Genomic DNA, 17,771 nt, shown 5'->3' with positions numbered 1-17,771 from the left:
GAAAGAATATAAAACAAAGAGAAAAATATATGATCGTAATTACCAATCCTTCCCCAATTAAAAATGAAACATACATTGTTCATTCCTTATTTGAAGAAGGATTGGCTTTGCTTCATATTCGGAAGCCTGATTTTTCTGAAATTGAAATGGCTCGGTTCATTCAGCAGATAAAACCTGAATATCGAAGCCATTTAGTCTTACACAGTCATCACATTTTGGCGGAAGACTTTGAAATTACTAAGATTCACTTTTCAGAAAAAGAAAGGAAAAACAGTGTTTCAATTGATATGAATCGAAAGACATTTTCGACATCAACCCATTCAATTGAAGATTTCAATTCCTTATCATCAGCGTTTGACTATGCTTTCTTAAGTCCTGTTTTTAAAAGTATTTCCAAAGAAGATTACCTCCCAAAGACTAACCTTTTTGAAGCTTTAAAGTCAAGAACAAACTACAAAACAAAACTGGTCGCTTTAGGAGGAATGAATGCCGAAAACATCCAAAAAACACACGAAAATGGTTTTGATGATGTCGCACTTTTAGGAAGTATCTGGAAAAATGAAAACCCCGTAAAACAATTCAAATTATGTCAGCAAATCGTCCAATCGCACTTTCAATAGCCGGCTTTGATCCCTCAGGTGGTGCCGGTGTTTTGGCAGACATCAAAACATTTGAACAGCATCAAGTAACCGGTTTTGCGATTTTAACCGCGAATACCATTCAAACTGAAAATGAATTTATAGAAATTCAATGGACCCATTTGAATTTTATAATTCGTTCTGTCGAAACCTTTTTCAAACGGTATAAAATCAGCGCTGTTAAAATTGGGATTGTCCCATCCTTAAATTATCTGAACCAGATTCTTTCGGTAATAAAACAACTATCACCTGACACTTTAATCGTTTGGGATACGGTTTTAAAATCAACTACTCAATTTGAATTTACAAGCCTTGACGATCGTTTCGATTTAAACGAAATTTTATCCAAAATTGATTTGATTACGCCTAATTACAACGAAATCGAATTATTATTTCCTGGTTTTACCACTAATCAACCCGGGCTTCAAAATGAAATTCCCACGAACATTTTATTAAAAGGCGGACATCATCCTTCGACAACCGGAACCGATCGTTTGTTTCTGAAAGACGAAATTACCGATCTGCTGCCTTCTGATAAAAAATGCTTTGAGAAACACGGTTCAGGCTGCGTATTATCAGCCGCAATTACCTCAAATCTTGCATGGAATCAACCTTTAAAAGAAGCCTGCAGGAATGCTAAGATCTACATAGAAAAATATCTGAATTCCACTTCAACTTTAATCGGACATCATTATGTATCATAAATTGCAATACATCTCACAAGGAGAAACAATAGAAGAACAACTGTATAATATCCATGAAGCTTTAGATGCCGGATGCGATTGGGTACAGCTGCGTTTTAAAAATCAAACTGAAAAAGACTCTTTTGCTTTGGCTGAAGCTGTAAAATTTTTATGCGAAGAGTATCTGGCGAATTTTATTGTGAACGATAACCTGTATCTCGCCCAACAAATTGCGGCAGACGGAGTTCATTTAGGACTTTCAGACATGAAAATTGACGAAGCAAGAGCCATACTGGGCAATACCAAAATCATAGGAGCAACTGCCAACACTTTTGAAGACATTGAAAACCATATTAAAAATGGCTGTGATTATATTGGTTTGGGGCCCTTTCGTTTTACAACAACCAAAGAAAAACTAAGTCCGATTCTGGGTTTATCGGGTTATTTTAAAATTATACAGGATCTAAAAAGGAATAAACTTGAAATCCCAGTCTATGCCATTGGAGGAATAACGCCAAACGATATCGCCCCCTTAATGGAAACTGGTATTCATGGAATTGCAGTCTCGGGCATGATTACAAAAAGTGATCAAAAAGGAAAACTCATTCAACAACTAAACGAAAAGTTATATGCAAACGTCATTGTTTAACATAGGAGATAAAACTTTAACCTCCCGCTTGTTTTTAGGAACAGGGAAATTTGGTTCAAACCTGGAAATGGAAGAGGCTATTTTGGCATCGGGAAGCGAGTTGGTAACCGTGGCTCTAAAACGTATCGATCTCGAGACCGAAGCGGATGCTATTTTAACGCATTTAAATCATCCGAACATTCATTTATTACCCAACACATCGGGGGCACGTAATGCTAAAGAAGCCGTTTTTGCAGCGCAATTAGCGAGAGAAGCACTAGAAACGAACTGGTTGAAGCTCGAGATTCACCCAGATCCGAAATACCTGATGCCCGATCCTATAGAAACTTTAAAAGCGACAGAGGAACTGGCCAAACTTGGCTTTTTTATTCTGCCCTACATTCATGCCGATCCCGTTTTATGCAAACATCTAGAGAGTGCAGGAACAACAGCCGTTATGCCTTTAGGCTCTCCTATTGGAAGTAATAAAGGTTTAAAAACGATCGATTTTCTAGAAATTATTATCGAACAAAGTAATGTTCCGGTAATAGTCGACGCCGGAATCGGATCACCGTCTGACGCTGCAAAAGCGATGGAAATTGGTGCTGATGCCGTTTTAGTGAATACTGCTATTGCCGTAGCCGGAAATCCGAAACTAATGGCAGAGGCCTTTAAAGAAGCGGTTATTGCCGGCCGAAAAGCCTTTGAAGCTAAAATTGCTCCTCAACAAAATCATGCTTTGGCTTCCAGTCCTTTGACCTCTTTTTTATATGAGTAGACTAAACAATTTAACCGCAAAGTTCGCAAAGAAAAGCGCTAAGAACGCAAAGCTTTGCAAACCTTGCGTAAATCTCCGCGCACTTTGCGGTTAAAAACTATGAAAACATTCAAATCAGTTTTTGAGAATTATGATTGGAATACTATTCAATCTAAAATATACCAAACCACATCAAAAGAGGTAGAACGCACTTTGTCTAAATCCAAACGAAATCTCGATGATTTTTTGGTTTTAATTTCACCTGTTGCACAAAAGTATCTGGAGCAAATGGCCCAGAGATGCCATGAAATCACCAAAAAACGCTTTGGCAAAACCATTCAAATGTATGCACCGCTCTATCTAAGCAACGAATGCCAGAACATATGTACCTACTGCGGATTTAGTTTAGACAATAAAATCAAACGAAAAACTCTTTCTGATGCTGAGATCAGACTTGAGGTCGAAGCTTTAAAAGATATTGGTTTTGACCACGTTTTACTCGTTACTGGCGAAGCAAATTATACGGTAAACATTAATTATTTTTTAAATGCCATTGCCTTAATCAGAAAAGAATTTTCAATTATCTCCGTCGAAGTCCAGCCGCTTTCTACTGAAGACTACGAGCGTTTACATCAGGCTGGTGTTTATTCTGTTTTGGTATATCAGGAAACCTACCATCAGGATGTCTATAAAAAATACCATACAAAAGGTAAAAAATCAAACTTCGACTATAGACTGGAAACTCCTGACCGAATTGGAACTGCAGGAATTCATAAGATGGGACTGGGTGTTTTGCTAGGCTTGGAAGATTGGCGAACGGATAGTTTTTTTAATGCATTGCATCTGGATTATCTGCAAAAGAAATACTGGCAGACCAAGTATTCGGTTTCTTTTCCAAGACTTCGACCGGCAGAAGGCATTATCGAACCAAATTTTATTATGGATGATAAAGATCTGACACAGTTGATTTGCGCCTATCGTTTGTGGAATGAAGATCTGGAAATTTCGATTTCTACACGTGAAAATGAGAAGTTCAGAAATAATATTATACCAATTGGCGTTACAAGTATGAGTGCAGGATCGAAAACCAATCCCGGTGGTTATGTTGTTGATCCACAATCACTGGAACAATTTGAGATTAGCGATGAACGTTCTGCAAAAGAAATTGCACAAATTATAACCAATTCAGGTTATGAACCTGTCTGGAAAGACTGGGACAAAAGTTACTGTTAAAGAAATTTCAATATTCAAATTCCAAATTCCAACAATCTAAAATCTAAAATTCCAAAATGAGCATTATACAAGAATTTCTCCGCTACAACAGACAAACTATTCTTCCCGAAATCGGCGATGAAGGTCAGGAAAAACTCAAAAAAGCCAGAGTTTTAGTGATTGGCGCTGGTGGTTTAGGCTGCCCAATTCTACAATATATTGCCACAGCCGGAGTTGGTTGCATTGGCATTATGGATTTTGACACTATCGAAATTCATAATCTTCACCGACAAATTTTATATACCGAAAATGAAATTGGTAAACTCAAAGCTCTTGTTGCAAAAGAAGTGGTCTCAGAACTAAATCCATTAATAAAAGCGAAAGCTATTGTTGAAAAATTAACTCCGGAAAATGCTATCCAAATTATTGAGCAATATGACATTATAGTAGATGGTTCAGACAATTTTACAACCCGCTATCTGGTTAACGATACTTGTGTGGCTTTGCAAAAAACTTTAGTTTATGGCAGTATTTTAAAGTTTGAAGGACAAGTTGCTGTTTTCAATCATAAGGGCAGTAAAAATTTACGCGATTTATTCCCCGAAATGCCGAATCCAAAAGACGTTCCGAATTGTAATCTAAATGGTGTTTTAGGTACTCTACCCGGAATTATTGGCACAATGATGGCGCATGAAACTCTTAAATTGATTTTGGATTTGCCAACCCTAAACAATGAGTTAGTACTTTTTAATACGATAAACTGGAACTTAATGAAACTTAACTTTTAAAAAACAATCTCATCTCCGACATTGATAAGCCCTGAGTTCAGGCTTACAATATTGGTTCCGAATAAGACAGAATTATTTACATTTCGATATTTACTTAAAGTCTTTAATGGTTCTTTTTTTACAACGCCTTTTTGCGGATCATTATTCACCATAATGCATCTTCCGCAGGGTTTAATATTTCTAAATTGTACTTCGCCGATTTTAAAAGCAACAAAATCATCTTCCTCATGAGCCTTTTGGCTGCTGATTACAATGTTAGGACGGAATCGCAAAATGGTAATTTTGTCTTCCAGTTTTTCATTTAGAAAATCCAAACTTTCGGTTCCGATCATTAAATATGGATAACCATCGGCTAAACTAACATTAAAGGTTTCTTTTAGCTTTGAACTTTCGTGTTTACGATCTCCGTTTCTAATAATTTTAACCAGTTTACATTCGAAACCCAAATGTTCGCTAAACCAGGTAGAAGTGTTTTTATTTACCTCAACAACATAACTGTCATCCTCCCACACTTTAACGGCAATGGGCTGATTTAAATGTTCTCCGATTAAAAAATCATGATTCTGATCTTTAAATGTAATACTGATTTTACCTTCTGAAATCTGAGGATAAAACTGACTCATGATGGGATATTCTCTTTGTGTCAGCATCTTGTTTTCAGCATCAACAAGCATCCATCTGCGGTCGTTTTCAAAACCCATTTCTTCGGCATAAGCGCTTTGACAATTTATTCCTGCCAGACTTTTTACAGGATAGATATAAAGCTCTTTTACGATATGAACTGCACTCATTTTATTCCTTTTTTAAAATGGATATAAACTCTTCACGATCAATCTCACGACAACCTAAACTTTCCAAATGCGGATTATGAACCTGACAATCCAGAAGTTTGTAGTTTCCTTCTTTTAAATAATTCACCAAAGCTATGAAAGCTACTTTTGAAGCATTTGATACTTTTGAAAACATGCTTTCTCCACAAAAAACATGACCCAAATCGATACCGTACAAACCTCCTACCAAAACCTCATCCTGCCAAACCTCAACAGATTTTGCAATACCCTGTTCGTTTAATTTACAATAGGCATTGATCATTTCGTTTGAAATCCAGGTTCCGTCCTGCCCCTCACGTTTTATGTTTTGGCAATTCGAAATCACATCCACAAAATTTTGATTAAAAGTAACTTTAAACTGCTTTCTATTCAAAATATTACGCATACTTTTTGATACGATCAATTCATCCAGAAACAAAACCATTCTGGGATCCGGTGACCACCATAAAATTGGCTCTCCTTCATTGAACCAAGGGAAAATTCCGCTTTTATAGGCCAGTTTCAGTCTTTCCGGGTGTAAGTCTCCTCCAATAGCCAAAATTCCTTCTTCATCGGCTTCTGAAACGGGTGGGAAAAATAAATCGTTAAATACGTAATACATTTTTTAAATTCCAAAATTTTTAAATTCCAAATTCCCATTAGGAAATTTCAATACTAAAATGGCTTTGCCTCTTCGCTATCGCTAAGACTTAAATTCCAGATTCCGCAATGTTGTCATTTCGACGAAGGAGAAACTCCGCAACAAAAACCCAATCTTTGTCGAGCTTCTCGCGAGGATTTCTCCTTCGTCGAAATGACAATTATTGGGGTTGTTTTGTGTAATATTAAAGTTCATTACAGCCTTGAACTTTGGCAAAAACCGAGGCTAAAAACAAAATTCCAAACCCCAATTACATCTTTCATGAATTGGAATTTGGAATTTACTTTATTGAAATGTTAACTCTCTTAGAACGGTAAATCGTCCGGTTCGTCTTCGTTCAAATTAGTTGCCGGTGCAAAAGCTTCTGCAGCTGGCATTGGAGCCGTTTGTCCAGGACCTTCCGGTGCAAGTCTCTCGATTCTCCAACCTTGAATACTATTGAAATATCTGGTTTCTCCTTGTGGATTAACCCATTCTCTTCCTCTTAAATTGATAGAAACTTTTACTGCCTCACCTTGTTTGTAGCTACTTAATAAATCGCATTTATCTTGTGTAAATTCGATCAAAATATGCTGTGGATACTGCTCATCTGTGGTAACAACCAACTCTCTTTTTTTGAATGCAGCACTAACTTGTTGCTCTGGGTTCACCACTTTTACTTTTCCTGTAACTTCCATCTTCTTTCTATATTAATTATTGTTTCTATTCTTATTGCTTTGCTAAAAGTACTTTCCAGGCCGATGAAATATCATCTTTATTAAGATATTTTTTGGCTTCCAAATGTACTTTTTCGAGATCGTCTGAGCTTAAAACTCCTTTTACCGAAAAATTTTCTTTCACAAATATACTAACTTCTTCTGTGGTAGGCAAGGCTTCAATGTTTCCTAATTTTCCAAGATCATTTCCGTCAAAAACGGGGCTTTCTTTGATAAAATCCGGAATCACATCTACTCCAACTCCTAAAGTTGTCAATGGTTTAGGCACTTCAAAAAGTCCCTGATTCGATCTGGAGTACCAATTACTTCCCAGTCTCGAAACCAAATCTATTTTATGCTGATCAATGGCTCCGTTTTCATCTAAAATTGCTTCGTGAATATGAATCTTAACCACTTCACAAAGAATTAAATTCCCCGCACCACCCTGATCTCCTAACGGAATAATCTGAGTCACTTTACATTCAAACTGTACCGGAGACTCCTTTACACGATAAGGTTTCACAAAATCAGACGGAATTTGCGTCAATCCGGCTTTTATAAATTCATTTACACCCTCGCCATATTCCGTACTTGCTAGTGATGTTTGCTGCACCAAATCGTAATTCACAACATTAATAACTACTTCACGAGTTTCCTCAGCATTTATCAAAGTGTGTTTAATGGTATTATCGCGTACACGTCGGGCCGGTGAAAAAACCAAAATTGGCGGATTGGCACTGAACACATTAAAGAAACTAAAAGGCGACAAATTTGGTATTCCCTTAGCACTGATTGTACTTGCAAATGCAATTGGCCTCGGCCCTACAGCACTTTGTAAATATCCTTGTAATTTTGCCGTTGGTATTTCTTTTGGGTCAATACTAATCATATTTTTCTTTTTAATGGAATCTCATTTCCGTAGCTACAAAAATAGAAAAATCGTTTAATCAAAAGAAATAGTTTAAGACTTAAAAACAAAAAATCTTTAACGCTCCACAAAATATTAAATGTTTATATTTCGTTATATTTATACCACAAAAAAATATTTATGTCTTTTTCTGAGAGAAGAAATACAACCCGTTGGATCATTATTTTTATTTCCTTTTTAATCATTTCTTTGATTCTCTGGAACACTTATACTTTTTTCCAAATCTTTAAAAACGAAGAACGCCTGAAAATGAATCTTTGGGCCAATGCACAAAAGACACTAGTCAATGCAGATGAAAATACGGATCTAGATTTACCACTGGAAATCATCAACAACAACACCTCGGTTCCTGTTATGCTTACGATGTATGATAAGGTAATTAGCTCCGTAAATGTCCCGGAAGAAGTTCTTCAAAATGACAAAAGCACATTATCCTATCTCAATAATTTAAAAAATGAAAATGAGCCGATCGTTATTGAATATGCTCCCGGAAAACATCAGGAATTGTATTATGGAAATTCGGCATTGATCAACAAGTTAAAGTATTACCCCATTGCCTTATTATTGATTATCTTTTTGTTTGGTGCTTTGATTTATAACTTTTACAGGAGTACCAAAATGGCTACTCAAAACAAGCTCTGGGCTGGAATGGCAAAAGAAACAGCACATCAGATCGGAACACCTCTATCATCCTTAATTGGCTGGGTTGAGATCTTGAAAACAGAAGAGATCGATCCGTCTATAACCTTTGAGATCGAAAAAGACATTGAACGTTTGCAAACCATTACAGATCGTTTTTCTAAAATTGGATCAGTTCCTGTTTTGGAAGAGAAGGATATTGTTGCCGAAACGCTGAATACCTATAAATATCTGCAATCCCGTTTTTCAAAACAAGTTACCTTCTCTTATCATGTGCCCCAACAAAGTATTTTGGCCATGATAAATCCAACGCTGCACAGCTGGACGATCGAGAATTTAATTAAAAACGCGATCGACGCCATGAAAGGAAAAGGAACTTTGGACCTTCAGATTGAAGAAGATTCACAGCATGTAAAAATTAATGTAAAAGACTCCGGAACGGGAATTTCCAAAAAGCAGTTCAAAACTATTTTCGAACCCGGTTTTACGACCAAAAAACGTGGCTGGGGCCTGGGACTTTCTTTGACCAAGAGAATCGTTGAGGAATATCATGGCGGAAAAATAAAGGTTTTACATTCTGAAATTGGAAAAGGAACTACATTCCAGATTTCTCTAAATAAAAAAGTGCAGTAAGGAAATCTTACTGCACTTTATTTGATTTGAATGTAAAATCGAACGGAGTCGATATTTTATAATGGCTCTTTAAATTTAAAGATTTGCCTGAATACTTTTAGCCAGAGCTTCAAATTCTTCTTTAGAAAGTGAAACCTTATTCTGGAATCGCATTTCATCCATTTCATTTAACGGAATCAAATGTACATGCGCATGAGGTACTTCTAAACCAACAACCGCCATTCCGACTCTTTTACAGGGAACGGTTTTTTCTAAAGCAATTGCAATTTTTTTAGAAAACTTCATTAGCCCTAAATACAACTCATCTTCGATCTCAAAAATCTTGTCGATTTCTTTTTTTGGAATACAAAGCGTATGTCCTTTCGCATTTGGGTTCACATCTAAAAAAGCCAAATAATTATCGTCTTCAGCAATTTTATAAGCAGGAATTTCTCCGTTTACTATTTTGGTAAATATTGACATTGTTTGTTCGTTTATTGGGTTCATCGTTCAACCGTTTTAACGATCAAACAGTTAAACTTAAAAAATTAGTCTCTGGTAATTTCAAGAATTTCGAATTTCAAAACTCCATTTGGAACTGTGATTTCAGCTACTTCTCCAACAGATTTTCCTAGTAAACCTTTTCCAATAGGAGAGGTTACAGAAATTTTTCCCGTCTTTAAATCTGCTTCACTTTCGGCAACAAGCGTATATTTCATTTCCATTCCGTTGCTTTGATTCTTAATTTTCACATTAGAAAGAACCAGTGCTTTAGAAACATCCAGTTGTGATTCGTCAATTAATCTCGCATTAGAATACACTTCTTCCAATTTAGCAATTCTCATTTCTAATAGACCTTGTGCTTCTTTTGCGGCATCATACTCGGCGTTTTCAGATAAATCACCTTTGTCTCTTGCTTCCGCTATATCTTGAGATGCCTTTGGACGCATTACACTTTTTAAATGCTCCAACTCATCTTTTAATTTTTTTAATCCTTCTGCTGTATAATAAGATACTTTACTCATAACTTCGTCGTTTATATAAATACAAAAAATCCCATCGGGACGGGATTTCTTATTACAAATATACTATTATTTTTAATAGTACATAATTATATGTTAATCATATAGAATTCAAATCTAAATAAATTATTTTTGTTTCACTAATTCTTATTAAAATAATGAAAAAATTCTGGTACTTAATTGTCTTTGTTTCTGTGCTTTTCTCTTGTAGTGATAATAACCGCAGCAATAAAAACCCTTACATTCCAAGTTATGCTGTTAACCTGTCTGTCGATATGAATTTGCCTGCCTATTCCAATCTTAAATTTGTAAGTAATGGTGTAATTGTTCCAAATTATGGTGCAAAAGGAATTATTATTTTTAATACCGGAAGCGGCTACAATGCATTTGACGCTGCCTGTCCTAATCAAGCTGTAACCTCATGCGCCGCCATGACATTAAACGGAATAAATGCCGTTTGCTCTTGCGATAAAACGGAGTATAGTTTATTCACCGGATTGGGAGGCAAAGAATATCCCTTAAAGCAATATCGTGTAGAAGTAAGCGGAACTGTGATTCACGTTTACAATTAAAATAAAAAAGCCTGAAAAATTAATTTTTCAGGCTTTTTATTTTCTTAGAATTTCAATGTTAATCCCGCTAAGAAATTAATCCCTGCCTGAGGATAGTAATAAGGATAAACATCCCACATTGCTCCATTTGAAACATATTTTTTATCCAGAATATTGTTGACCAAACCTGTAATCAAAATCGATTTGAAGACCGATTTCGGCTTGATTTCATAGGAAACATTCAAATCGTTCACAAAGTAATCCGCCAGTTTAGCAGCGCGTAATTCAATATTATTCATATATTGCTCACCTACATATTTCTGTAATAACGAAATGTGTAAACTTTGAATCGGACTATATACAATAATATTTCCCGCAATAACCGATGGTGAATAAGCGATATCAGTTGTTCCGTAATGTGTACCTTCAACAGCTAAATCAATATTTTTATTACTGCTTAAAGTAAAATTCGGTCTAAGGATAAACTTTTCAGAAAGTTGTATTGTAGCATCAACTTCTAAACCTAAACGGTAGCTTTTATCTGTGTTAGCACGAATTGGAGCCCCAACATCGTCCAATCTTCCGGTTAAGATTAACTGATCTTTATAGGCCATGTAATAAACATTTGAATTCAATTGAAATTTATCCGAATTGAATCTCCATCCTAATTCAAAATCATTTAGTTTCTCAGGCTTTACATTCCCGCCTTCATAATCGGTTCTGTTAGGCTCACGATTAGCTCTGGCGTATGAAAAGTAAAGGGTATTTTTTGAGTTGATTTCATAATTCAAACCTGCTTTCGGATTAAAGAAATTAAAGCTGTCATCCACTAATCCTGTATCTTTACCATTGGCCTTATACTTTACATTTCTATATTGTAAATCGCCATAAAAACTAAGCTTTTCTGTGAACTGATAATTTGCTTTTGCAAAAATATTCCCATCTGTTTTAGTTGAAAAATCATCATAGTAATGATCTCCTGGCAGGGCTACAGAAGAATTCCTTGCCCAAATTACTTTACCAAAATGAGAACCTTCATATTTGTTCCAACCACCACCTACGATTACATCCAGTTTTTCTTGTTTATATTTTACTGAAAAAGTTGTCCCGTAAAAATCATTGTCCAACCATTTCTGACGAATTAAATCGGTTCCGGGAACTAATTCACCAAGGTCATTTTCCACCATTTTAGTAGGCTGAATTGGTCCATAACCCGCCACTGGTTCATTGTATTTAAAGTTTTCATAAAATCCCTGTCCTTTAGTATAATGAACGGCTAGATTGCTGCTCCATTGATCCGAAATTGATTCACTCCAATGCAATTGATAATGGTTTTGTTTGTAATTATCGGTTTCATTATCATAAAAATGAACGTTTCCTGCTTCATCTTTATATTTTCCTGCTGAATTATAAGTACGGTCTGAATTTAGTTTTTCAGCATCAATACCATTCCAGGATTGGTATGTTTTTTCGGTTCCTCCAAAAACCAGAGCCTTAATTAAAGTCGTTTTACCAACATAAGTCCCCTGAAGAAAATACGATTTTAAATCCGAACTTGCACGATCCACATAACCATCCGATTTAATGGTAGACAAACGTCCGGCCAACTCAAAATGATCGTTTAACAAACCCGTACTGAATTTTACTGTATTTTTATTTGAATTGAAACTTCCGTAAGAACTTGAAATTTCCCCGCTTGCTTTTGCAGCATAATTATCGGTCAGCATGTTCAAACTGGCTCCAAAAGCAGAAGAACCATTGGTAGAAGTTCCAACACCTCGCTGCAACTGTAAACTTTCGACAGAAGAAGCAAAATCGGGCATATTTACCCAAAAAGTTCCCTGACTTTCGGCATCATTGTAGGGAATTCCGTTAATGGTTACGTTTACTCTGGTAGCATCGCTACCACGCACCCTGATTCCGGTATACCCTATTCCGCCTCCCGCATCAGAAGTAGTAACCACCGACGGCAGATAATTCATCAGGATTGGAATATCCTGACCCAGATTTCTAAATTTAATGTCTTTTTTATCGAGATTACTAAAACTTACCGGAGTCTTGGTCGTAACACGAACTGCCGAAACTAAAACATCATCCAGTTTATTGACTTTTGTAGAATCCTGTTCTTGCGCGAAAGAAAATTGAGAAAAGAAAATAGAAAAAAGAAGTAAGAAAATAGATTTGGTTCTGCTTGACTTTTGAATCTTAGAACCTTTGTAACTTAGCACCTCAGCACCTTTAAAAATAGTTTTCATCCGTAAATAATTACGAATAAAAGGGGGAATTATTCTTTTTGTTAAATTAATAAATGTTTCACGACAAAGTATAGTGTATACGCTAAAATTGTCGTCTTTCCCTTAGCGACATTACTCGCTCAGGTTCTTTGGGTATGATCTCAGCTCGTTATTTAGAGCACCCCTTTGAGACAGTGCAAATGTAATGTTAAAAAATCCAATATTCAAATTCCAAATTCCAATTTTTGACAACGAAATCTAAACGCTATAATTGGAATTTGCTATTTAAAGAGTTGCTATTTAATCTAAATTTGGCTTCTTTCTGGATTGTTTTATTTCTGAGACATTCTTTTTATCCTTGATCCGTTTTTTAATTACCGATTTCGGAATCTTAGTTGCTTTACGCACTTTAGGAACATGCAATCCTTTTTTAATTACTTCTAAGAATCGTTTTATGACAATATCTTTGTTTTTAAGCTGACTTCTGTCTTCATCACAATTTAAAATCAGAATCTTTTCCGTCGTTAAACGGACTCCGATATTCTTCTGCAAAAGCAGTTTTTCTTCTTCAGATAAAGCCTGAGACAAATTCATATCAAAAGTCAAAACAACTTTTGACGATACTTTGTTTACATTTTGCCCTCCAGCACCGCTGCTGCGTACTGCTTTGAAAGTTAACTCTGATATGATTTTTTCGACATCCATTATTGTGGCTGATGTGCTGCTTTTAATAAATCGTTTACTGTTTTCACGGGATTAAAAGTAATTAATGGTACTGCGACAAAAATAGTCAGCCAATTGGCCATTGCTCCGTTCCACAATCCTGGCAGTTCGTAACTTTTCACAACTCTTCCTTCAACACTTTTTTCTACAATAAAACCTGTTTTTTGATCTACAAATTGCAGTAAATCAAACTTTTCATTTTTGTAATTTTTAATTCCGCATACTAAATCAACAGGGTTAAAATGAGTTGCCGAAGTCAGAATTTCCTGTTGCTTTTTATTTACTAGATCTATTTGTGAAGCTTCTACAATCTGAAGTGAAACCGATCCTTTATCATTCATTACCCAAAATGGTCCACCGCCCGGTTCTCCTTCATTTTTCACCATCCCGCAAACACGAATTGGTCTGTCTAACAAATCTTTAATCTTACTGATTTTATTTTCAAAAGTAAATTTACTAAAATCACTATTCAATTCAACATTCAGCTTCTTCAATAAAAAAACAATGATCTCCTCAAGGCCTTCTTCTTTTATCTCCTGCTTTTCAATTGCGTTTAGATAACCAAAAACCTTTTGTTGAACTTCAAGTAAAACTCCTGCCAATGCTTTCTTATACAAAGCAATTTGATCAATATGATTCTGAATTACATTATCAATATTTTTCACAAAAATAATATCGGCATCAAGTTCATTTAGATTCTCAATTAAAGCTCCATGTCCTCCAGGTCTGAAAACTAGTCTATTATTCTTATCCCGGATCGGGCTATTTTTAGCATCTACACAAATCGAATCTGTGCTTTTATTTTGATAGGAATAAGAAATGTCTATTTTGATTCCTGAATCTGCTTCCACTTTTTCTTTAAGAACCTCAACTTCATTTTCAAACAGATTTTGATGTGCTTCCGAAACAGTAAAATGCAAATTAGAAACCTGATTTGACGTTGCATAATGCACACATTCATTCAAATGTTCTTCGATTGGATTTGCTATATGCGTTTTGTATTGATGAAAAGGCAAAACTGCCTTTGGCTTATTGGCAAAGTCATAATAAGCTGAAGATAATAATGTTTTTATAAAATAATAATTTTTATAATCTCTGTCTAAAACTTCAAAATCAGGATAAATCTCCCTAAGATCTATATCCAGAGCCTCAAAAAAAGGAAACTTATCCATCGCTACAATAAAAATAGATAAATCACTATCTTTTTTTCTATTGATATAAGCATTTATAGTTTCTTTTTGAATATCAAAATCATTCAAAAAAGCACTTAAAAATTTAAACATTCTACTGGCTGCACCCGAGGCCGGAACAAATTTTTTAAGTTTGATTTTCGATTTTTGGACATCAAAAAAAACAGCTTTTTCTTCAAACTCAGCTTCTGACAAACTTAGAATACCATTTGCAGTTGTAGCTGGGCTAATTAAATTAGACTTTGTTATTCCGTTTTTAAAAATTTGCAATTGCTGCAAAATCTTCTCAAAAGGAATTCCATGCTCGTACATCTGAACGAAATCTTCTGATGAGAAACCATGTTGTTTTGCAACAGACAATTGCTCGACAATTACTACCGCTTTGGCCAAACGGCTTTCTTTATCTCCAGAAAGGGTTATGTAAGGTTTTTTAGTATCAATAAGCGTCTGTTTGAAGACAGAAAACACTGTCTCCCTACCTTCTGCAGTATCCCGGAGATCGTCCTTTTCCCATGGAACATCAATGTCTGTTAGGAAAAATAAATCGTATTCATGCTCTAATGCCGCCTCATTTAAAAGCGGATCACAAAAACCATAGTACATTTCAGAAAAAACCTTTGTTACCATTAAGTTGGTATCGCAAAAAAGATATTTTTGGGACAAAGCGAGCTTTTGATTTTCTAAAGCTACTTGTCCGTATGCAATAGGCAGCATATCATCGGCTACACAAATGTGCTGGTTCTCTTCCCATTTTTCCTGCAAATAATCACGTGCAAATTCAGGAACCCATTCGGTATCATAATATTCTGCAAGTTGTTTTGCTAAGGTAGTTTTCCCTGTACTTTCAGGACCAAATAAAGCAATTTTTATGATAGCTGTTTTTTGCTGTCTAAGATTTTTCTCCATTCTAAATAAGCTGAAATAGCCAAAATTGTAAAAATTAAATATTGAAGTGATAACATCCCTAAACCGCGATAAGCGTAGAGAGGTACTACAATAATATCACCAATGATCCAAAGCGTCCAGTTCTCGATCTTTTTCTTCGCCATATACCACATTCCAGCAAAAAATATTCCTGATGAAATCATATCGACATAGTTGTCATTTCTAATTTCATAATCAAAATATTTATAAATGCCGAAAACTACAAAAACAGTTATAAAAAACAATATTATTCCAATTATTTTTTCGTTTGTATTTGTACGTGTTATAGGCAAATTATCTTCTACCGTTCCTCCTTTGGCCCATACATACCAACCATAAATACTCATTATAGAAAAATATCCATTGATGATCATATCACCGATATAACCTGCAACATACAAGAGATAAACCGAAATAACGGTGGCGATCAAACCTGTCGGATATACCCATATATTTTCTTTTTTTGCAAACCACACACTCAAAATACCGCAGATAAAAACTAAAAACTCCAGCGCAATATGCCATAATGGGGCGTTTTTATAACTGTCCAGAAAAAAATCAATCATAATCGAATTGGTTATTTTGGGTTGATTTTATTTTATAATTCAAAAAAATGACTGTCGTTTTCAAAAGCGGTTCCAATAACCACTAAATCTGCTCCCGCGTTATAAGCATTTTGAATTCCGTGCAAATCTACAATTCCTCCTCCAACAATTATAGGTATCTCGACATTTTGGGCAATTAACCGCACCATTTCTAACGGAACTGCTTTTTTTGCACCGCTTCCTGCTTCTAAATAAATCAATTGATTTCCTAACATCTCTCCGGCCTGTGCTGTGGCCAAAACCAGATCAAAATTATCCCGATCCAGTGGTTTTGTTTTACTTACGCGTGCTACAGCCGTTTCGTTCCCGCTTTCAATCAAAATATAACCTGTCGAAATGACTTCCAGATTTGTTTTTTTTAGAATTGGAGCGGCCTGAACCTGATACTCTATTAAATAATCCGGATTCCGGCCTGATAACAAAGATAAGAACAAAATAGCATCTGCCTGAGGTGAAATCTGTGAGGGATCACCCGGAAATATAACAACGGGTAAATTGGTTTCTTGTTTTAATTTTGAAATTAAATCTTCTAAAATTCTTGCCTTTACAATACTTCCTCCCACAAATATATGTGTTGCAGGAGATTGATTTATTTTAAGCAATAAATGATCTAAATTTTCCCAAACAATCTTATCCGGATCTAACAAGATGGCCAGTAATTTTTGTCCCTTACTTTTAGCTTCCAGAATTTCTTGTCGTATAGTGAGTAATTTTTGTCTCATAATGGGCGTAAAAGTAAAAGTTTTTTGATGCAGAAGAACTATTTTGAATGAATTATATTTGTGTTATAGCTAAAACAAAATTATGATCGCAACTGATCTGTTGAAAAAATACGGTGCTCTAAAAAAGTCTTTCGACAAAAATGAAATTATTTTTGAAGAAAACAACCTACCCACACATTATTACCAGATTGTTTCAGGCGAAGTAAAAATGAGCAATTATAACGACGACGGACGTGAGTTTATTCAGGGCATTTTTTACAAAGAGCAATCTTTCGGGGAACCTCCTTTGTTTCTAAACCAAAGTTATCCCGCAAATGCCATCACGGTTGAAGCCTCAGAAGTGCTAGTTCTTACCAAAAGCAACTTTATGAAACTGCTGGAAGAAAACCCTGATGTCAGTATCAAAATAATCGAAAACCTGGCTCAGCGTCTGTATTATAAATCGGTTATGGCAGCTGAAATGTCAACGCAGGAACCGGAACATCGTATTTTAAAATTAATCGATTATGGAATTGTTTATTTCAATTTTGAAAAAAACGAGAATGGCCACCTCATCAACTTTACGAGACAACAAATTGGAGACCTAACCGGTTTACGCGTTGAAACAGTCATCAGAACCATAAAAACTCTGGAGAAAAAGGGCCTCTTAAAAATCATAAACAGGAAAGTATACCGATAAAATAATTCAGTTTTTATGATTTAAGTCATAAAATGCATCTCTATAGTGCCTGTACCTTTGTAGTATAAAAC

The 17,771-nt window shown here is 35.4% G+C and carries 20 protein-coding genes; 9 read left to right on the top strand and 11 right to left on the bottom strand.

Translation table 11 applies throughout. The features are described 5' to 3' along the window. Positions 1-29 precede the first annotated feature (29 nt). From OGZ34_RS07760 to OGZ34_RS07735, 6 genes are all read left to right on the top strand, one after another. Positions 30-620: a thiamine phosphate synthase gene (locus tag OGZ34_RS07760; protein ID WP_173964142.1), complete on the top strand. Its 591-nt coding sequence runs from the start codon at positions 30-32 to the stop codon at positions 618-620. Then, positions 587-1,342 (top strand): hydroxymethylpyrimidine/phosphomethylpyrimidine kinase, encoded by a 756-nt coding sequence (locus OGZ34_RS07755; RefSeq protein ID WP_173964143.1) that lies wholly within the window; start codon positions 587-589, stop codon positions 1,340-1,342. The genes OGZ34_RS07760 and OGZ34_RS07755 overlap by 34 nt, the downstream gene beginning before the upstream one ends. Continuing rightward, on the top strand, positions 1,332-1,970 hold the full coding sequence (locus OGZ34_RS07750) for a thiamine phosphate synthase (RefSeq protein ID WP_173964144.1): 639 nt from the start codon (positions 1,332-1,334) through the stop codon (positions 1,968-1,970). The genes OGZ34_RS07755 and OGZ34_RS07750 overlap by 11 nt, the downstream gene beginning before the upstream one ends. Next, complete coding sequence (locus tag OGZ34_RS07745) at positions 1,951-2,727, top strand: thiazole synthase (RefSeq protein WP_317853251.1); 777 nt, start codon at positions 1,951-1,953, stop codon at positions 2,725-2,727. The genes OGZ34_RS07750 and OGZ34_RS07745 overlap by 20 nt, the downstream gene beginning before the upstream one ends. 99 nt (positions 2,728-2,826) lie before the next feature. Then, positions 2,827-3,939, top strand: coding sequence for a 2-iminoacetate synthase ThiH (gene thiH, locus OGZ34_RS07740; protein ID WP_263362666.1), 1,113 nt, complete (start codon positions 2,827-2,829; stop codon positions 3,937-3,939). A gap of 56 nt (positions 3,940-3,995) precedes the next feature. Continuing rightward, entirely contained in the window at positions 3,996-4,706 is a 711-nt protein-coding gene (locus OGZ34_RS07735) for a HesA/MoeB/ThiF family protein (protein WP_263362665.1), read from the top strand. Here the strand turns inward: OGZ34_RS07735 and OGZ34_RS07730 are convergent. The 4 genes from OGZ34_RS07730 to OGZ34_RS07715 all read right to left on the bottom strand — a co-directional run bounded on the left by OGZ34_RS07730 (position 4,703) and on the right by OGZ34_RS07715 (position 7,760). Beyond that, entirely contained in the window at positions 4,703-5,497 is a 795-nt protein-coding gene (locus tag OGZ34_RS07730) for an MOSC domain-containing protein (RefSeq protein WP_263362664.1), read from the bottom strand. The two genes, OGZ34_RS07735 and OGZ34_RS07730, sit on opposite strands and share 4 nt — an antisense overlap. A 1-nt stretch (position 5,498) precedes the next feature. Then, on the bottom strand, positions 5,499-6,137 hold the full coding sequence (gene aat / locus OGZ34_RS07725) for a leucyl/phenylalanyl-tRNA--protein transferase (RefSeq protein ID WP_263362663.1): 639 nt from the start codon (positions 6,135-6,137) through the stop codon (positions 5,499-5,501). Positions 6,138-6,481: 344 nt separating this feature from the next. Next, a complete protein-coding gene (locus OGZ34_RS07720; protein ID WP_041516416.1) occupies positions 6,482-6,853 on the bottom strand; it encodes a DUF3127 domain-containing protein in 372 nt (123 codons plus the stop codon). 31 nt (positions 6,854-6,884) lie between these two features. Then, entirely contained in the window at positions 6,885-7,760 is an 876-nt protein-coding gene (locus tag OGZ34_RS07715) for a flavin reductase family protein (protein WP_263362662.1), read from the bottom strand. A 159-nt stretch (positions 7,761-7,919) separates the two neighbouring features. On the opposite strand from OGZ34_RS07715, the gene OGZ34_RS07710 reads away from it, so the two are divergent. After that, positions 7,920-9,071 (top strand): sensor histidine kinase, encoded by a 1,152-nt coding sequence (locus OGZ34_RS07710; protein WP_173967971.1) that lies wholly within the window; start codon positions 7,920-7,922, stop codon positions 9,069-9,071. Between the two features lie 75 nt (positions 9,072-9,146). Here the strand turns inward: OGZ34_RS07710 and OGZ34_RS07705 are convergent, their stop codons facing one another. Together OGZ34_RS07705 and greA are read right to left on the bottom strand one after the other, a co-directional pair. Beyond that, positions 9,147-9,557 (bottom strand): HIT family protein, encoded by a 411-nt coding sequence (locus tag OGZ34_RS07705; RefSeq protein ID WP_246253283.1) that lies wholly within the window; start codon positions 9,555-9,557, stop codon positions 9,147-9,149. 41 nt (positions 9,558-9,598) lie between these two features. Continuing rightward, entirely contained in the window at positions 9,599-10,075 is a 477-nt protein-coding gene (greA, locus tag OGZ34_RS07700; RefSeq protein WP_017497969.1) for a transcription elongation factor GreA, read from the bottom strand. Between the two features lie 155 nt (positions 10,076-10,230). On the opposite strand from greA, the gene OGZ34_RS07695 reads away from it, so the two are divergent. Further along, positions 10,231-10,644, top strand: a complete 414-nt coding sequence (locus OGZ34_RS07695; protein ID WP_263362661.1) for a Rieske (2Fe-2S) protein — start codon at positions 10,231-10,233, stop codon at positions 10,642-10,644. 44 nt (positions 10,645-10,688) lie between these two features. On the opposite strand, the gene OGZ34_RS07690 is transcribed toward OGZ34_RS07695, so the two are convergent. The 5 genes from OGZ34_RS07690 to OGZ34_RS07670 all read right to left on the bottom strand — a co-directional run bounded on the left by OGZ34_RS07690 (position 10,689) and on the right by OGZ34_RS07670 (position 17,021). Then, positions 10,689-12,878 (bottom strand): TonB-dependent receptor, encoded by a 2,190-nt coding sequence (locus tag OGZ34_RS07690; RefSeq protein WP_263362660.1) that lies wholly within the window; start codon positions 12,876-12,878, stop codon positions 10,689-10,691. Positions 12,879-13,157: 279 nt separating this feature from the next. Next, positions 13,158-13,562: an alternative ribosome rescue aminoacyl-tRNA hydrolase ArfB gene (gene arfB, locus OGZ34_RS07685; protein WP_263362659.1), complete on the bottom strand. Its 405-nt coding sequence runs from the start codon at positions 13,560-13,562 to the stop codon at positions 13,158-13,160. Then, entirely contained in the window at positions 13,562-15,676 is a 2,115-nt protein-coding gene (locus tag OGZ34_RS07680) for a DUF4301 family protein (protein ID WP_263362658.1), read from the bottom strand. Before OGZ34_RS07680 ends, arfB begins: the two co-directional genes overlap by 1 nt. Then, positions 15,637-16,260 (bottom strand): nicotinamide riboside transporter PnuC, encoded by a 624-nt coding sequence (pnuC, locus tag OGZ34_RS07675; protein ID WP_173967966.1) that lies wholly within the window; start codon positions 16,258-16,260, stop codon positions 15,637-15,639. The genes OGZ34_RS07680 and pnuC overlap by 40 nt, the downstream gene beginning before the upstream one ends. 32 nt (positions 16,261-16,292) lie before the next feature. Beyond that, complete coding sequence (locus OGZ34_RS07670) at positions 16,293-17,021, bottom strand: geranylgeranylglyceryl/heptaprenylglyceryl phosphate synthase (RefSeq protein WP_263362657.1); 729 nt, start codon at positions 17,019-17,021, stop codon at positions 16,293-16,295. Between the two features lie 82 nt (positions 17,022-17,103). Here OGZ34_RS07670 and OGZ34_RS07665 point away from each other — a divergent pair, with 82 nt between their 5' ends. Continuing rightward, entirely contained in the window at positions 17,104-17,700 is a 597-nt protein-coding gene (locus tag OGZ34_RS07665) for a Crp/Fnr family transcriptional regulator (protein WP_173967964.1), read from the top strand. Positions 17,701-17,771 lie beyond the last annotated feature (71 nt).

This window comes from Flavobacterium collinsii, assembly GCF_946903285.1.
GTDB lineage: Bacteria > Bacteroidota > Bacteroidia > Flavobacteriales > Flavobacteriaceae > Flavobacterium > Flavobacterium collinsii.
Note: the sequence above shows the minus strand (reverse complement) of the source record. Positions and strands in the feature narration are given on the sequence as shown.

What these genes read in the sequence shown, in the direction of transcription:
- thiH (WP_263362666.1), top strand. Translation starts at nt 2,827, where the DNA reads ATGAAAACATTCAAATCAGTTTTTGAGAATTATGATTGGAATACTATT.
- OGZ34_RS07665 (WP_173967964.1), top strand. Translation starts at nt 17,104, where the DNA reads ATGATCGCAACTGATCTGTTGAAAAAATACGGTGCTCTAAAAAAGTCT.
- OGZ34_RS07720 (WP_041516416.1), bottom strand. Translation starts at nt 6,853, where the DNA reads ATGGAAGTTACAGGAAAAGTAAAAGTGGTGAACCCAGAGCAACAAGTT.
- OGZ34_RS07715 (WP_263362662.1), bottom strand. Translation starts at nt 7,760, where the DNA reads ATGATTAGTATTGACCCAAAAGAAATACCAACGGCAAAATTACAAGGA.
- OGZ34_RS07710 (WP_173967971.1), top strand. Translation starts at nt 7,920, where the DNA reads ATGTCTTTTTCTGAGAGAAGAAATACAACCCGTTGGATCATTATTTTT.
- OGZ34_RS07745 (WP_317853251.1), top strand. Translation starts at nt 1,951, where the DNA reads ATGCAAACGTCATTGTTTAACATAGGAGATAAAACTTTAACCTCCCGC.
- OGZ34_RS07730 (WP_263362664.1), bottom strand. Translation starts at nt 5,497, where the DNA reads ATGAGTGCAGTTCATATCGTAAAAGAGCTTTATATCTATCCTGTAAAA.
- OGZ34_RS07670 (WP_263362657.1), bottom strand. Translation starts at nt 17,021, where the DNA reads ATGAGACAAAAATTACTCACTATACGACAAGAAATTCTGGAAGCTAAA.
- greA (WP_017497969.1), bottom strand. Translation starts at nt 10,075, where the DNA reads ATGAGTAAAGTATCTTATTATACAGCAGAAGGATTAAAAAAATTAAAA.
- OGZ34_RS07735 (WP_263362665.1), top strand. Translation starts at nt 3,996, where the DNA reads ATGAGCATTATACAAGAATTTCTCCGCTACAACAGACAAACTATTCTT.
- arfB (WP_263362659.1), bottom strand. Translation starts at nt 13,562, where the DNA reads ATGGATGTCGAAAAAATCATATCAGAGTTAACTTTCAAAGCAGTACGC.
- OGZ34_RS07690 (WP_263362660.1), bottom strand. Translation starts at nt 12,878, where the DNA reads ATGAAAACTATTTTTAAAGGTGCTGAGGTGCTAAGTTACAAAGGTTCT.
- OGZ34_RS07760 (WP_173964142.1), top strand. Translation starts at nt 30, where the DNA reads ATGATCGTAATTACCAATCCTTCCCCAATTAAAAATGAAACATACATT.
- OGZ34_RS07705 (WP_246253283.1), bottom strand. Translation starts at nt 9,557, where the DNA reads ATGAACCCAATAAACGAACAAACAATGTCAATATTTACCAAAATAGTA.
- OGZ34_RS07755 (WP_173964143.1), top strand. Translation starts at nt 587, where the DNA reads ATGTCAGCAAATCGTCCAATCGCACTTTCAATAGCCGGCTTTGATCCC.
- OGZ34_RS07695 (WP_263362661.1), top strand. Translation starts at nt 10,231, where the DNA reads ATGAAAAAATTCTGGTACTTAATTGTCTTTGTTTCTGTGCTTTTCTCT.
- pnuC (WP_173967966.1), bottom strand. Translation starts at nt 16,260, where the DNA reads ATGATTGATTTTTTTCTGGACAGTTATAAAAACGCCCCATTATGGCAT.
- aat (WP_263362663.1), bottom strand. Translation starts at nt 6,137, where the DNA reads ATGTATTACGTATTTAACGATTTATTTTTCCCACCCGTTTCAGAAGCC.
- OGZ34_RS07680 (WP_263362658.1), bottom strand. Translation starts at nt 15,676, where the DNA reads ATGGAGAAAAATCTTAGACAGCAAAAAACAGCTATCATAAAAATTGCT.
- OGZ34_RS07750 (WP_173964144.1), top strand. Translation starts at nt 1,332, where the DNA reads ATGTATCATAAATTGCAATACATCTCACAAGGAGAAACAATAGAAGAA.